General features: G+C 36.7%; 14 protein-coding genes. 5 read left to right on the forward strand and 9 right to left on the reverse strand.

All coding sequences use genetic code 11. From position 1 onward, the window contains the following. Nucleotides 1-189 precede the first annotated feature (189 nt). The 9 genes from rpsR to dnaA form a co-directional block, all read right to left on the reverse strand. A complete protein-coding gene (gene rpsR / locus U8526_RS03750; protein WP_025085410.1) occupies nucleotides 190-426 on the reverse strand; it encodes a 30S ribosomal protein S18 in 237 nt (78 codons plus the stop codon). A gap of 20 nt (nucleotides 427-446) precedes the next feature. Next, on the reverse strand, nucleotides 447-1,007 hold the full coding sequence (gene ssb / locus U8526_RS03755) for a single-stranded DNA-binding protein (RefSeq protein WP_334340633.1): 561 nt from the start codon (nucleotides 1,005-1,007) through the stop codon (nucleotides 447-449). 37 nt (nucleotides 1,008-1,044) lie between these two features. Further along, a complete protein-coding gene (rpsF, locus tag U8526_RS03760) occupies nucleotides 1,045-1,341 on the reverse strand; it encodes a 30S ribosomal protein S6 (protein WP_025085412.1) in 297 nt (98 codons plus the stop codon). Nucleotides 1,342-1,541: 200 nt separating this feature from the next. After that, nucleotides 1,542-4,046 carry a DNA gyrase subunit A gene (gyrA, locus tag U8526_RS03765; protein WP_334340634.1) on the reverse strand — a complete coding sequence of 835 codons (2,505 nt, stop codon included), beginning with the start codon at nucleotides 4,044-4,046 and terminating at the stop codon, nucleotides 1,542-1,544. Between the two features lie 16 nt (nucleotides 4,047-4,062). After that, a complete protein-coding gene (gene gyrB, locus U8526_RS03770; RefSeq protein ID WP_334340635.1) occupies nucleotides 4,063-6,012 on the reverse strand; it encodes a DNA topoisomerase (ATP-hydrolyzing) subunit B in 1,950 nt (649 codons plus the stop codon). Further along, complete coding sequence (recF, locus tag U8526_RS03775) at nucleotides 6,012-7,133, reverse strand: DNA replication/repair protein RecF (protein WP_334340636.1); 1,122 nt, start codon at nucleotides 7,131-7,133, stop codon at nucleotides 6,012-6,014. The genes gyrB and recF overlap by 1 nt, the downstream gene beginning before the upstream one ends. Continuing rightward, nucleotides 7,133-7,342 (reverse strand): S4 domain-containing protein YaaA, encoded by a 210-nt coding sequence (gene yaaA, locus U8526_RS03780; RefSeq protein ID WP_025085416.1) that lies wholly within the window; start codon nucleotides 7,340-7,342, stop codon nucleotides 7,133-7,135. Before yaaA ends, recF begins: the two co-directional genes overlap by 1 nt. A gap of 240 nt (nucleotides 7,343-7,582) precedes the next feature. Further along, nucleotides 7,583-8,719, reverse strand: coding sequence for a DNA polymerase III subunit beta (dnaN, locus tag U8526_RS03785; RefSeq protein WP_334340637.1), 1,137 nt, complete (start codon nucleotides 8,717-8,719; stop codon nucleotides 7,583-7,585). A 158-nt stretch (nucleotides 8,720-8,877) separates the two neighbouring features. Then, nucleotides 8,878-10,254 carry a chromosomal replication initiator protein DnaA gene (gene dnaA, locus U8526_RS03790; RefSeq protein ID WP_442886189.1) on the reverse strand — a complete coding sequence of 459 codons (1,377 nt, stop codon included), beginning with the start codon at nucleotides 10,252-10,254 and terminating at the stop codon, nucleotides 8,878-8,880. Between the two features lie 504 nt (nucleotides 10,255-10,758). Between dnaA and rpmH the strand changes: the two genes are divergently transcribed. The 5 genes from rpmH (at nucleotide 10,759) to mnmG (ending at nucleotide 15,653) form a co-directional block, all read left to right on the forward strand. After that, nucleotides 10,759-10,899, forward strand: a complete 141-nt coding sequence (rpmH, locus tag U8526_RS03795) for a 50S ribosomal protein L34 (protein WP_025085419.1) — start codon at nucleotides 10,759-10,761, stop codon at nucleotides 10,897-10,899. Between the two features lie 67 nt (nucleotides 10,900-10,966). Further along, nucleotides 10,967-11,308: a ribonuclease P protein component gene (gene rnpA / locus U8526_RS03800; RefSeq protein WP_334340638.1), complete on the forward strand. Its 342-nt coding sequence runs from the start codon at nucleotides 10,967-10,969 to the stop codon at nucleotides 11,306-11,308. A 28-nt stretch (nucleotides 11,309-11,336) separates the two neighbouring features. Continuing rightward, entirely contained in the window at nucleotides 11,337-12,191 is an 855-nt protein-coding gene (gene yidC / locus U8526_RS03805; protein WP_334340639.1) for a membrane protein insertase YidC, read from the forward strand. Between the two features lie 140 nt (nucleotides 12,192-12,331). After that, nucleotides 12,332-13,720 carry a tRNA uridine-5-carboxymethylaminomethyl(34) synthesis GTPase MnmE gene (mnmE, locus tag U8526_RS03810; RefSeq protein WP_334340640.1) on the forward strand — a complete coding sequence of 463 codons (1,389 nt, stop codon included), beginning with the start codon at nucleotides 12,332-12,334 and terminating at the stop codon, nucleotides 13,718-13,720. 25 nt (nucleotides 13,721-13,745) lie between these two features. Next, entirely contained in the window at nucleotides 13,746-15,653 is a 1,908-nt protein-coding gene (gene mnmG, locus U8526_RS03815) for a tRNA uridine-5-carboxymethylaminomethyl(34) synthesis enzyme MnmG (protein WP_334340641.1), read from the forward strand. Nucleotides 15,654-15,853 lie beyond the last annotated feature (200 nt).

Genomic DNA, 15,853 nt, shown 5'->3' on the forward strand with positions numbered 1-15,853 from the left:
CGTACTCACAATGTACCTAACTAGCATGCTTAAAAATTGAACGCATGTGTTCTCTAAGCGACATAGCCAAAATAATGGAACGTATGTGTTCTCTCGAACACATGCATAATGCTCTCTAAGCGGCATAGCCGCTAAGAGAGCATAAAAAAAAAGACCACCTGAATGTGATCTTTAATTATTTGCGAAGAATTAGTCTTCAGCAACGAATGGTAATAGAGCCATGATTCTTGCTCTCTTGATAGCTACAGTAAGCTTACGTTGGTTCTTAGCACTTGTACCTGTAACACGTCTTGGCAAAATCTTACCACGTTCTGAGATAAATCTCTTAAGTAAGTCTGTATCTTTGTAATCGATGTATTCGATATGGTTAGCAGCGATGAAGTCAACTTTACGTCTTCTACGTCCGCCTCTTCTTTGTTGGGCCATTATAATTGCTCCCTTCTATATTAAAATGGTAAATCGTCATCTGATATGTCGATTGGTTTACTGTTGTCAGCAAATGGATCGCTCATATTATTGTTGTTTGAATTGTTAGATTGATTATTGTTATTACTATTGTTGTTGCTTTGATTATTATTGTTGCCATATGGAGACTGATTTGATTGACTTGGTTGATTGTAGCTAGGTGCTTGATTTGAATTAGCATTGTTGTTCGAACCATTGCCTGAATTTCTCTTTTCAGATTCTGAACGAGATTCAAGTAATGAGAAGTTATCAACAACAACCTCAGTTACATAAACTCTTTGACCTTGTTGGTTTTCATAGTTACGTGTTTGAAGACGTCCATCAATTCCAACAAGAGAACCTTTGTTAGTGAAATTAGCAAAATTCTCGGCAGCTTTTCTCCAAATAACACAATTAATAAAATCGGCTTCACGTTCACCTTGTGAATTAGTAAATTGTCTGTTTACAGCAACTGTAAAACTGGCAACCGCTGCCCCATTGGCAGTGTATCTTAATTCAGGATCACGTGTCAGGCGTCCAACTAGAACTACTCGATTAATCATTTATCTGCCTCCTTAAATTGTTTCACGTGAAACAAAACTAGTCTTCACGTCTAACGATCATGTGACGAAGAATGTTATCGTCGATTTTTGAAAGACGGTCGAATTCGTTAATTGCTTCATCATTTTCAGCATCTACATTGATAATATGATAGATACCTTCTTTGTAGTTAGCAATTTCATATGCTAAACGTTTCTTTTCCCAGTCTTTTGAGTCGATTACTTTTGAGCCGTTGTCAGCAATAATCTTATCGTAACGATCGATTAATGTTTTCTTTGCGTCTTCTTCAATATCAGGTTTAATGATATATGTAATTTCGTAATGTGCTTCAGCCATGGACTGTACACCTCCTTATGGTCTAATGGTTCTAATTAAAGAACAAGGAGCATAAATTAACTGCAATTTTATACTCACAAGTTATGAGTTTACCATAAATTAGTACCAATTACTAGAAAAAATTGTAATAAAAAAATCGTTTCTGCCTGACACGTATCTGATTAGGATACATATCTAAATTACGCAGAAACGATTGATTTTTAGTTATTATCTGTTTCAGAAGTTTCATCGTCAGTTGGTGTTTCACCATCTGTGGATGAATCAGCACTTTCTTCATCAGAATCGTCAGCAATCTTAGCCATAGTTGATACGATTGAATCATCATCAACCTTAATCAATCTAACACCTAAAGTTGCACGACCTGTTTGTGAGACACTTTGAACATCAAAACGAATCATAACACCCTTATCAGTAATCAACATGATATCTTCATCGCCATCGACTACTGTCAATCCAGCAATTGGACCATTCTTTTCGGTAACGTTGGCAGTTTTAATACCTTTACCACCACGTCCCTTAACAGGATACTCGCTAACGGAAGTTCTCTTACCATAACCTTTTTCGGAAATAGTTAGAATTTCTTGTCCTTCTTCAGCGATTGAAGAACCAACAACATAATCCTCTTCACGAAGTTTAATACCACGAACACCGGCAGCAGTTCTTCCCATTGGACGAACATCGCTTTCCTTAAATGTCACGGCATAACCTTTATGAGTTCCGATGATGATAACTTTTTCACCATCAGTTAAGAAGACGTTAGTCAATTCATCTTCATCCCTAAGAGTGATTGCACGTAACCCAGAGTGTCTGATGTTAGCAAAATCAGTTACTGGTGTGCGTTTAACTGTTCCATATTTAGTTACAAAGAACAAATATGAATTATCAACATCGACATCACGGTCAACATTAATTACAGTTTCAATCTTCTCACCTTTTTCGATATTCAAGAGGTTAATAACTGGAATTCCCTTAGCCGTACGACCGTATTCAGGAACTTCATAACCCTTGATTCGATAAACTTTACCAGCATTTGTAAAGAACAAGAGACGATCATGAGTTGATGTATAAATCATTTGTTCAATGAAGTCATCATCATGAATCCCCATACCTTGAACTCCACGGCCACCACGATTTTGAACACGAAATTCGTCCGCAGACAAACGTTTGATATAGCCGTTATGTGTCAATACGACTAGAATGTTTTCTTCTTCAATTAGATCTTCATCTTCGATGTTAGCAACTTCGCTAGCACGAATTTCAGTTCTTCTATCGTCACCGAATTTTTCTTGAATTTCCAACAATTCATCGTAAATGATCTTATCGACACGTTCTGGTTTAGCCAAAATATCCTCAAAATCAGCAATCTTAACTAACAAGTCTTGATATTCAGCTTCAACCTTTTCACGTTCCAAGCCTGTCAAACGAACCAAACGCATATCTAGGATAGCTTGTGATTGTTTGTCAGATAGCTTGTACTTATCCATCAAAGTTTGTTTAGCAATGGCTGAAGTCTGTGAGCCACGGATGATACTGATAATTTCATCAATATGATCCAAAGCAATTCTCAATCCTTCAAGGATATGAGCACGAGCTTTAGCACGTTTTAATTCAAATTCAGTTCTACGTCTGATAACAACTTCTTGGTGTTTCAAGTATTCAACCAAGATGCCCTTTAATGAGAAGACTTTTGGAGTCTTACCCACGATAGCAACCATATTGATACCATATGAAATTTGAAGTTGTGTTAATTTGTAAAGATTATTTAGCACTACAGAAGCACTCATGTCACGACGAATATCAATAACAATACGCATACCTTCACGGTCTGATTCATCGTTTAAATCAGTGATACCTTCAAGCTTCTTTTCACGAGCCAACTCAGCAATTCTTTCAACAAGTCTAGCCTTATTAACCATGTAAGGAAGTTCAGTAACAATAATCTGTTCTGCACCACTCTTTTTAGTAACCACATCAACTTTGGCACGAAGAATAATTGTTCCTTTACCATTTTCATAGGCTTTTCTGATACCAGAACGACCCATGATGATTCCGCCTGTTGGGAAATCAGGTCCAGGAATAACTTTCATCAAGTCAGCAACCGTAGCATCCTTATTTCTCATCAAAATATGGAGTGCATCGATAACTTCTTTTAAGTTGTGTGATGGAATGTTAGTTGTCATACCAACAGCGATACCAGTTGCACCATTAACTAAAAGGTTAGGGAATCTAGCTGGCAAAACCATTGGTTCTTTTTCTTCACCATCATAGTTAGGAACAAGATCAACAGTATCTTTGTTGATATCACGCAACATTTCAACTGCCATCTTGCTCATTCTTGCTTCGGTATAACGCATGGCAGCAGGTGGATCACCATCAATAGATCCAAAGTTACCGTGTCCATCAACTAATGGATAACGATAACTGAAATCCTGCGCCATTCTAACCATTGATTCATAAATAGCCGAATCCCCATGGGGGTGATATTTACCCATGATATCCCCAACGAAACGGGCACTCTTCTTGTATGGTTTGTCAGGAGTTACACCTAACTCATTCATACCATAAAGAATACGGCGATGAACTGGTTTTAGACCATCACGAACGTCAGGTAACGCACGTGACACGATAACACTGGCGGCGTAGTCAACAAAGGAATTCTTCATGACTTCTGTCAGGTTAACATTTTCTATTCTATGATCTGCCATTAAATTGCCATCCTCCCTAATAATCTACTTCAGCATATCGTGCATTTTCTTCAATGAACTCTCTTCTAGGTTCAACTTTATCACCCATCAACATTGAGAAGATTTCGTTAGCTTCAATGGCGTCATCGAGGTTAACACGATCTAATCTTCTCTTATCAGGGTCCATAGTTGTTTCCCAAAGTTGATCAGCATCCATTTCACCAAGACCCTTATAACGTTGGATCTTTGGTTCTGGTTTTGCTGGTAATTGTTCAACAAAATCGTCTTTTTCTTTATCTGTATCAAAGTATTGCATCATCTTACCTTGACGTACTTGATACAAAGGTGGCTTAGCAATATAAACGTATCCTGCATCAACGACCGGACGCATATATCTGTAAAGCAATGTCAAAAGTAACGTTCTGATATGAGCACCATCGACATCAGCATCGGTCATGATAATGATCTTGTGATATCTAGCTTTAGAAATATCGAAATCTTCTCCAAAACCTGTACCCATAGCTGTGAATAACGTTCTAATTTCTTCATTAGCTAAAATCTTGTCCATTGAAGCCTTTTCAACGTTCAAAATCTTACCTCTAATAGGCAAAATAGCTTGTGTCAAACGTGAACGACCAGTCTTAGCGGAACCACCGGCGGAATCACCCTCGACGATGAACAATTCAGAAATTTCAGGATCTTTGCTGGCATTATCAGCCAACTTACCTGGCAAATTACTGATTTCCAAACCATTTTGTTTTCTAGTTACTTCACGAGCACGCTTAGCAGCTAAACGTGCCTTAGTTGCAAGAGAACCTTTTTCAACGATCTTCTTAGCAATATCGGGATTTTCCATTAAGAACTTGGAGAAGTGTTCACTAAACAATCTATCTGTAATTGTTCGAGCATCACTATTACCAAGTTTTGTCTTTGTTTGACCTTCAAATTGTGGATCTGGATGCTTGATTGAAACAACCGCAGTCATTCCTTCACGAACATCTTCACCAGACAACTTTTCAGTATCCTTCATTAACTTGTTTTTATGAGCATAATCGTTAATAACACGTGTCAACGCAGTCTTAAAACCAACTTCGTGTGTACCACCTTCATAGGTATGAATGTTATTAGCGAAAGTCATCAAATTAGTATGGTATTCATCGGTATATTGCAAAGAAACCTCGACAGTAATTCCGTCTTGAACCCCTTCAAGATAAATTGGTTCATCAAAAAGAACTTCTTTATCCTTATCCATAAATTCAACGTAACTCTTAATTCCGCCTTCATAATGGAATACTAATTTTTCAGCTGTATCAGCTCTTTTATCTGTAAATGTAAGTTTGAGTCCCTTATTTAAGAAAGCCAACTCACGAATTCTTGTTGTTAAAACTTTATCATCATAAACTGTAGTTTCTGTAAAAATATCTGGATCTGGCACAAAGTGGACTTTGGTACCGTGAGCAAATTCACCAGCATCACCTAAAATGTGCATAGCATGATTTACTTTGCCACGTTTGAAGTCGATACCGTAGCGCTTACCTGCACGAACGACTTCAACATCCAATTCACTACTCAAGGCGTTAACTACCGAAGCACCAACACCGTGAAGTCCTCCAGACACTTTATATCCGCCACCGCCGAACTTACCACCGGCGTGCAAAATTGTATAAACTGTTTCAAGAGCTGGCTTACCAGTCTTCTTTTGAATATCAACTGGAATACCACGTCCATCATCGGTAACAGTAATGGAGTTATCTGGTTCAACAGTTACTTCGATCTTTGTAGCAAAACCAGCTAGAGCTTCATCAATACCATTATCAATAATTTCCCAAACAAGATGGTGTAAACCTTGTTTACTAGTAGAACCGATATACATACCGGGACGTTTACGAACAGCCTCTAGCCCTTCAAGGACTTGAATTTGACTTGCGTCATATTCTTCGACTTTTTCTTCTTTCTTTTCTAGCTCAGCTTTTCTGTCTTCAGCCATTAAATCTCCTCCTGTTGAACTTTGCCATTATTTATATTCAAAATATTAGGATTTTTCACCAAATCAGGATCCACATCGTCAATCGATGTTGTCGTGATAAATGTTTGAATCCCATGTTTTATCGACGACAGTAAATGGGTTTGGCGTTTATGATCAAGCTCCGATAAAACATCATCCAATAAGAGAATTGGATAATCGCCAACTTGATCTTTCATTAATTCAACTTCAGCTAACTTTAAACTTAGTGCAACCGAACGCTGTTGACCTTGTGAACCAAAATCCTGAGCATTTTTCCCATTAACTAAAAACTTGATATCGTCACGATGAGGCCCAGCAAGGGTCACACCACGTTGTATCTCACGTTGATAGTTTTTCTTGAAATTCTCTTTGAAAATGTCATATATATTTTCAAGAGATTTTCTATCAGTATTGAAAAATGTACTGTAAGTGATTTCTAGTTTTTCATGATCTTCAGTTATATTTGCATGAATCTTTTCAATATAGCCTTGAAGCTTTTTTAAAAATTGTAAGCGTGAAAAAACTACTTCAGCACAATAAGCCGCAAATTGATCGGATAAAACATCCAAATAAATCAAATCTTTTGCTTGATGATGCTGAAGTTTCTTCAAGTACGCATTACGCTGTTTTAAAACTGAACGAAACTGGCTCATTGTCTTTAAATACTGCGTCGACATTTGACCAAATTCCATATCAATGAATTTTCGTCTGATTCCTGGATTGCCCTTCACAATTGAAAGATCCTCGGGTGAAAAAAGAACTACATTCAAATTACCAATGTAAGTCGACAATTTACGTTGCTCCAAATTATTCAACTTAGCCTTTTTTCCAGATTTACTAATCACTAAATCTAATTTCAAGCGACTATTATTATCCTTTATTACGGTTCCAGAAATTCTGGCAAAATCATTGCCCCACTTAATTAAATCCTTGTCATTTGATGTTCGATGGCTTCTTGTTAAAGCTAAAAAGTACATAGCCTCTAATAAATTGGTCTTGCCTTGGGCATTTTCACCTAAAAATACATTAATATTCGGCGAAAATTCGACCTGCAAGGATTCATAGTTACGGTAATTTTGAAGTTTTAGTTCTTTAACAAACACTATTCAATTTCAAAAGTTTGATCACCGACAACTATTACATCACCGGAGCGCAATTTTTTACCGCGACGATCCTCAGGACTCCCATTAAGTAAGACTGAATTTTCCCTCAAAAACCATTTGGCTTGGCCACCAGTCTCAATGACACCTTCATCTTTTAAGAGTTGACCTAAAGTAATAAATTCAGTTTCAAGCTTAATTTTTTCAGACATAGTTAACACCCTATTTATTAGATTTATCCATTAATGACATATTAATATTATAGTTGTTTTCACAATAAAAAACAACTTAGAAAGACATATCAGCCGTTTAGAGCAATTTTTGCCATAATGAGTATCCACCCACTAAAATCGCTCAAAAAAAGTTTCTACGCAAAATTACGGCATTTAGCTATATAATGCGAAAAAAAATAGGCCGAACCGAAAAGTTCAGCCTATTTAGCTAATTTCACATTAAAATGTACGAACTGGAGTGATAAGTTGCACAAAATTATCACGATCTTCAACAGGTCTCAAAGTAAATGGATGCAATGGAGATGTGAAGCTCATTTCGATAGTGACATTACTACCGAATGATCTTAAAGCATCTTTCAAATAATCAGGGTTGAATGAAATTTCCAAATCATCGCCTTCAAGATTATCGAAATCTAGAACTTCCTCCACAGTACCAACTTCTGGAGAATTACCGTAAAGTGTGGCTTTTTTATCCACAGCCTTGATTTCTAATTTAATAACATTATTTCTACTTTCATGGGAAAGCAAAGATGCACGTTCAACAGATGCAAGTAATTTTGAAGAGTCAAAAGTTAGTTTTGTACTTGATTCTTCAGGAATTAAGCGATCTGTTTCTGGATATCTTCCGTCCAACAATCTTGAGTAGAACATAATGTTGTCAAAACTGAATAATACTTGATTTTCTGAGATCGACATTGAAATTTCTTTAACACTATCACTGATAGTTCTAACTAATTCCGTCAAACTCTTACCAGGAATAATCAAGTTGTAGTCTTCTTCACTAGTAATGTTAATTCTTCTTTGAGAAAGTCGATGACTATCTGTAGCAACGGCTGTTAGTCCTTCGTTGCTGATCAAGAAATTAACACCAGTTAAAACAGGGCGACTTTCTTGAGTTGATACAGCGATAACTGTTTGGTTAACAACTTCTTTAAAGACATCAGTTGGAAGAACCAATTGGTTGTCAGTTTCAACTTCTGGAAGGTGTGGATAGTTAACAGCATCTAATCCGTTAATAGTAAATTCTGATACACCTGATTTGATTAAAGTTTGATTATTTTCCAAAACTTCAAGTTCAAAATTGTCACCAGGAAGTTTCTTAATGATTTCGTTGAAAAATCTGGCTGGTAAAACGATTGAACCAGTAGATTCAATTTTCAAATCATTTTCAGAATTTTCTTTAGAGATGAAAGAAGTAATAGAAATATCTGAATTACTTCCTGTAATTGTTAAGCCGCTTTCAGAAAGATCTAGTTTCATTCCAGTCAAAATTGGAATAGTTGTCTTTGTTGAAATTGCTCTCTGAACGTTACTTGTTTGGTTTATGAATTTTGATCGATCAATAGAAAATTTCATAGGTAACTCCCTTTTTTAATTAATTAATATAAATATAGAAGTAGTAGTAGGGCCTGTTAAAACTGTGGATAAGTCACTAGAACCTAATATTCATTTGCTTTTTGAATGTTATTAACAGGTGTGGATAACTCTGGGAAAACTCAAAAGTTATGAACATGTTAATTTCTGAGGTCATCTTTTAATTCGTTGATGGAGCGTTTTAAATCGTCATCTTTTAGAGCCAATTCGGATATTTTATCACAAGAATGCATGACAGTTGTATGATCTTTTCCGCCAAATTCCATACCAATTTGTGGAAGTGATCGATCTGTCAGCTCTCGAGCCAAGTACATAGCGATTTGTCGAGGTACTACGATTGATTTTACACGTTTCTTACCTTTTAAATCTTGAACGGAGACATGATAAAATTTCGCAACTTTACTTTGAATTTTTGCGATGGATAGACCTTTTTTATCATTAGATAGTTTAAAGGCCTTTAACGCATCAGCAGCGACGGACTTAGTTATATCAGTGTTTTTGGTCGTTGAATAGGCTTGAACGCGTATCAAAGCACCTTCAAGTTCACGGACATTTGTGTCAATCTGAGCTGCAATGTAAGACAAAGTATCATTAGGAATTTCTAGATGTTCTGCTTTGGCTTTGTTCCTTAGAATAGCAATTCGAGTTTCAAGGTCAGGAGCGGTGATATCAGCTGATAAACCACTGGTGAAACGAGAAACCAATCTGGCTTGTAATTTAGGGATTTCGTTTGGTAAACGGTCAGAAGTCATAACGATTTGCTTGCCGTTTTCGTATAATTCATTGAAAGTATGGAAAAATTCCTCTTGAGTACCCTCTTTTTCGGCGAAGAATTGAATGTCATCTATTAATAGTAGATCAACGTTGCGATATTCTTGTCGAAAATCATCCTGAGTCCTCATCTGAATGGAATTAATGAAGTCATTTGCGAAAGTTTCACTAGTAACGTATTTTACTTTGGCAGTTGGATCGAGCTTGATCATTTGATGTCCAATAGCTTGCATCAGATGCGTCTTTCCTAAACCAACGCCTCCATAAATAAATAGTGGATTATAGACACCGCCTGGATCTTCAGCTGCGGCAAGTGCTGCAGCGTGGGCCATTTGGTTACCACTACCAACGATAAATGATGAAAAAGTATATTTCGGATTCAGATGTGAATTATGAAATATGTGTTTTGGTTGAGCTGACTCGGTAGCAGGCTCAATGTGAGGAGTAATTTCTTGCTCCTCTTTTTTTGTAGCTTCATCATCATTTTCAATAATTGGGTTGAGTTCAATTCCGTTTAATTCATAAGAGTAAATAGCAATTTTTTCGGTATAATTTCGTTCCCAATAGTCCTTATGAAGTTTTGTTGGGACTGAAATATAAATGTTATTTCCATCTATGTATAAGGGATTTGCACTTTCAACCCAAGTTGAATAACTAACGGATGTTAATTGAGATCTAAGTTTACTTGTAAAATAATCCCAAAATTCAGTTAGTTTTGGATCAGTTGAGTTATTTATATTTTGCAATTAGTTCCCCCCAATCTTAAGTTGTGGATAATTTTTTCCCTAAAATGACATTTTATAGTTTATCATTCTATTAAGAAGTTTTCCACAGAACACTTGTTTAAATTATGAAGAAATAACAGCTGGTATTTTTTTAATCCACAGCCTTGTGGAAAATAAAAATCGTTTTTAGTTATTAACACGGTTATCCACAATTAACAGGCCAAAAAAGTCCTTATTTACGGTTGTTACAAAGAAAAAACAAGAATTCCACCAAACTTGTGGAAAAGTAAAACACAGTGAAGTTAACAGTTGGAAAACCCTGTTTATCTATCTGTGGAAAAAATAAGTTATGAATTTTTTAAACAAATTATCCACAGTCGAAAATGCGAAAAACTTTTTTGGAAGAATTCCATTAATAGGAAATTAGCTGTTTAAATTCGAGCTAGAACATGATATTATAGTTAAGCAATTGTCTGAAGAAGTGTTATTTAAAAAAATATTTATTAAGAGTCAGGAGGTTTACTGATGACTACAAAGAGAACATATCAACCAAAGAAGCGTCACCGTGAACGCGTCCATGGTTTCATGAAGAGAATGAGTACAAGTAATGGTCGCAAAGTTCTAGCAAGACGCCGTAAAAAGGGTCGTAAAGTATTATCAGCTTAGTTTTGAAGGATCACTAAACATTTTGGTGGTCTTTTTTTATTACAAAACGAGAGTAGTCTGGTGACATATGAGAAAAAGCTATCGAATAAAAAAAGAAAATGAGTTTCAATATGTTTATTCAAATGGATATTCAGTCGCTAATCGCAATTTCGTTCTATATAAGATTGAAAAAAAGGACCAAAAACATTTCCGTGTTGGTTTATCCGTTGGTAAAAAAGTTTCACACACAGCAGTAGGACGTAATCGTATTAAAAGATACGTTCGTCAATCACTTTTGGAATTGAAGCCTGAAATTCCTGCAGAACTAGATTTCTTGATTATTGCAAGAAAGCCAGCTGTCGATTTGGACATGTTCGAAACGAAAAAGAATATTGTGCATTTATTAAAATTAGGTAAAATATTACAGTAGGGTATTAAATTTTAATAAATAAAAAATAATGGGTGTAAAAGTGAATAAAAAAAGCTTAAAGAAGTACATAGGTATTGCACTATTACTTAGTGTTGTATTGGTGCTGACAGGTTGTTCTAACTTGAATGAGCCGATCACAAGCAACAGTACTGGATTCTGGGATCACTATATTTTATATAGTTTCTCCCGATTCATTCTTTGGTTAGCATCAATTGTTGGTAATAGTTACGGTTGGGCCATCGTTCTTTTCACAATTATTGTTCGTGTCATCTTGTTGCCACTTAACTGGCTTCAGATCAGAAGTATGAATAAACAAATGAAGATTCAACCTCAAATGAAGGCTCTTCAGGACAAATATTCATCAAAAGATGTCGACACTCAACAAAAATTGAGAGAAGAGACACAAAAGTTATATAGTGAAGCAGGAGTAAACCCTGTGGCTGGTTGTTTGCCATTGGTAATTCAAATGCCAGTTATGTTTGCCTTGTATCAAGCTATTTACAAGACAACACAGTTGCGTAATGGTAGTTTCTTATGGATGCAACTAGGAAAAGCTGATCCATATTACATCATGGCCATTTTAGCTGGTGTATTTACTTTCTTGAGTACATACATTTCAAGCTATTCACAACCACAACAAAATGCAACGACAAAGATCATGACTTATGTCATGCCAATCTTTATCTTTGTTCCAGCGTTGACATTCCCATCAGCTATTACAATTTACTGGGTTGTAACTAATGCATTCCAAGTTCTTCAGACATTGGTTTTCCAAAACCCGTTCAAGTATCGTCGTGAACAAAAAGAGGCTGAGGAAGCAGAACGTGAAAAACAACGCCGAATTAGAAAAGCTAAGAAGCGTGTATATAAAAATCGTAAATAATTGACAATCTCTAAAAATCTCGTTAAGATGTTTTAGAAATTTCAATATCGAATATAGAAAAGTAGTCAAGGTGCTTTTCCGTCCAAACGGGCGGATTATGCACTTTTTTTATGCTCAAAAATAGAGAAGGGAGCTATATTATGCCAAGTGCAGTAACTGAATACGACACAATCGCCGCTATTTCAACACCTCCTGGGGAAGGTGCTATCTCCATCGTTCGTTTGTCAGGAGATCAGGCTGTTTCAGTCGCAAAGAAAATTTTTAAGGGTCGTGATCTTGCTAAAGTTGCAAGCCATACAATTAATTACGGTCACATTATTGATCCAACAGACGGATCATTAGTGGATGAAGTAATGGTCTCTGTAATGCGTGCCCCTAAGACTTTCACCTGTGAAGATGTAGTTGAAATAAATACCCACGGGGGTATAGTTGCAACGAATAAAGTGCTTCAACTTTTGATTGGTTCTGGTGCCAGAATGGCCGAACCTGGTGAATTTACAAAACGGGCCTTTTTAAATGGTCGAATTGATTTAACGCAAGCCGAATCTGTGATGGATCTGATCCGTGCGAAAACTGATAAAGCTATGCAAGTGGCTGTCAATCAGTTGGACGGAAACTTACATCATTTGATTGCTAACTTACGTCAAGAGATTTTGGATTCTTTGGCTCAAGTCGAAGTTAATATTGATTATCCGGAATATGATACTGATCAAATGACAACTAAAATGTTGTTGGAAAAAGCTCGTACTGTAAGTTCAAGTATTGATCAATTATTGAAGACCGCTGATAGTGGTGAAATCTTGCAACATGGTTTAGCTACAGCTATTGTCGGAAAACCTAATGTTGGTAAATCTAGTCTTTTGAATCGTCTTTTGGATGAAGAAAAAGCGATTGTAACTGACGTTGCCGGAACGACCCGTGATGTGGTTGAACAATACGTCAATATTGATGGCGTTCCGCTTAAATTGATCGATACTGCCGGAATTCGTGATACCGAAGATAAAGTTGAGAAGATTGGTGTTGAACGTTCTAAGAGCGCATTGAAGAGTGCTGACTTGGTAATTTTAGTTTTGGACTCCAGTCGTGAGCTAGAAGAAGACGATATTGAACTATTAGATGCAACAACGGACAAGAAACGAATCGTCATTTTCAATAAAAATGATTTGATGCCCGTTATAACGCCTAACTCAGTGGTTCAATTAAAAGCTGATGATATTGTTTTACAAACTTCAGCTATCAAAAATGATGGTATTGAAACAATCAAACAAACTATTGGTAAAATCTTTAATTCAGGTATTGAAGACAACAGTAGCAACGTCATTATCACAAGTGCTAGACAAGCAGGATTGCTTCGTAAGGCCAAAAGCAGTCTTAATGACGTTATTTCAGGAATTGAGGCAGGAATGCCTATTGACCTTGTACAAATCGATATGACAGCTTGTTGGAACACTCTCGGCGAAATTACCGGTGAAAGTTATCCAGATGAGTTGATTACACAATTGTTCTCACAATTCTGTTTAGGAAAATAGTTAATTTAAGTTAATAGGTGGAAAAATGGAAGTTAAAGAATTTGATTCAGAAACTTATGATGTTATCGTTGTAGGTGCCGGTCATGCGGGTTCAGAAGCTGCTTTGGCTGCTGCTCGAATGGGCGAAAAGACATTATTGATTACAATTAATTTGGATATGGTAGCTTTCATGCCATGTAATCCTTCAGTTGGTGGACCAGCTAAAGGAATCGTTGTCCGTGAAATCGATGCTTTAGGTGGCGAAATGGGTCGCAATATCGATAAGACTTATATCCAGATGAGAATGCTTAATACTGGTAAGGGTCCCGCTGTTAGAGCGTTACGTGCCCAAGCTGATAAGAATATGTACCATCGTGAAATGAAGAATACTTTGGAACAAGAACCTAACTTAACACTTCGCCAAGGTATTGCTGAAAAGTTGATCGTTGAAGATGGCGTCTGCAAGGGTATCGTTACAGCTACAGGTGCTAGATATCACGCTAAAACAGTTGTTTTAACAGCTGGTACATCATCCAGAGGTAAGATCATTATTGGTGAATTGACATATTCATCAGGTCCTAATAACAGTATTCCTTCAATCAAGTTATCTGAGGATCTAGAGAAGCATGGTTTCAAGTTAACAAGATTTAAGACAGGTACACCTCCACGTGTTAACAAGGATACGATTGATTTTGATCAAACTATCGAACAACCTGGCGATAAAGAACCAAACCATTTCTCATTTGAGACTCCAGATTCAAGTTATCTTCAACACCAAATTTCATGTTGGATGACTTATACAAACGCTGATACACACAAGATTATTCGTGAAAATCTTAATCGTGCACCAATGTTCTCTGGTGTAATCAAGGGTGTTGGTCCTAGATATTGTCCATCAATCGAAGATAAGATCGTCCGTTTTGCTGACAAGCCAAGACATCAAATCTTCCTAGAACCAGAAGGTAAGGATACTCAAGAATATTATGTTGGTGACTTCTCGACTTCTATGCCTGAGGAAATCCAATTGAAGATGTTGCACTCAGTTGCAGGACTTCAAAATGCTAAGTTGATGCGTCCAGGCTATGCCATTGAATATGATGTTATCGAACCATGGCAATTGAAGTTGAACCTTGAAACTAAGGTCGTTAAGAATCTCTTCACTGCCGGTCAAATGAACGGAACATCTGGTTACGAAGAAGCTGCTGGTCAAGGAATCATGGCTGGTATCAATGCCGCTTTGCGTGCCCAAGGTAAAGATCCGTTTATCTTACACCGTAACGAAGCTTATATCGGTGTATTGATCGATGACCTTGTAACAAAGGGAACTAATGAACCATATCGTTTATTAACTAGTCGTGCTGAATATCGTTTGATTTTGCGTCATGACAATGCTGATCTTCGTTTGACTGATAAGGGTTATGCTCTAGGATTAATTAGTGATGACCGTTATAACGCATTCAAAGAAAAGCGCCAAACAATCAAGATGGAACTAGATCGTCTTTCACGTAAGATGATTACTCCTAAGCAAGCATTGCCATTCTTAAAGGCACATGACTTGAAGCCATTGAAAGATGGTGTTTTAGCTGATCATTTCTTGAGAAGACCAGAAGTTCATTACCAAGATATTATTGATATGGTTGGGGAAGCTGATTTTCCAGTTGATAACCGAGTTGCTGAACAAGTTGAGATTGCTACGAAGTACGCTGGTTATATCAAGAAGGAACAACTTCAAATTGACCGATTGAAGAAGATGGAATCAAAGAAGATTCCTGATCGTATTGATTATACAAAGGTTGATAGTTTAGCTACTGAGGCCGTTCAAAAATTGAGTAAGATCAATCCTGAAACAATTGCTCAAGCAAGTCGTATTAGTGGTGTTAACCCCGCTGATATCGGTATCTTGAGTGTTTATATTGAACAGGGAAAGATTGCTAAGTTACCACAAGCTAATTAATCGTTATAACGCTACTTTGTAAAAATTAAATGTATGAAAAACCGGAAGGGCCATGTCGCAAGCGACATGGCCCTTCTTTTAGAATAGAACGAAAATTCCACTGTTCCGCCGCTATTTATCAATTGATAAATAATTGTGAAATATCCCAGATATCGTTATATTTAAGAACTATCTTATGCAATGTTATAATCAACCTGTTA

It is taken from the genome of Companilactobacillus sp. HBUAS56275, from assembly GCF_036913655.1.
GTDB classification, from domain to species: domain Bacteria; phylum Bacillota; class Bacilli; order Lactobacillales; family Lactobacillaceae; genus Companilactobacillus; species Companilactobacillus pullicola.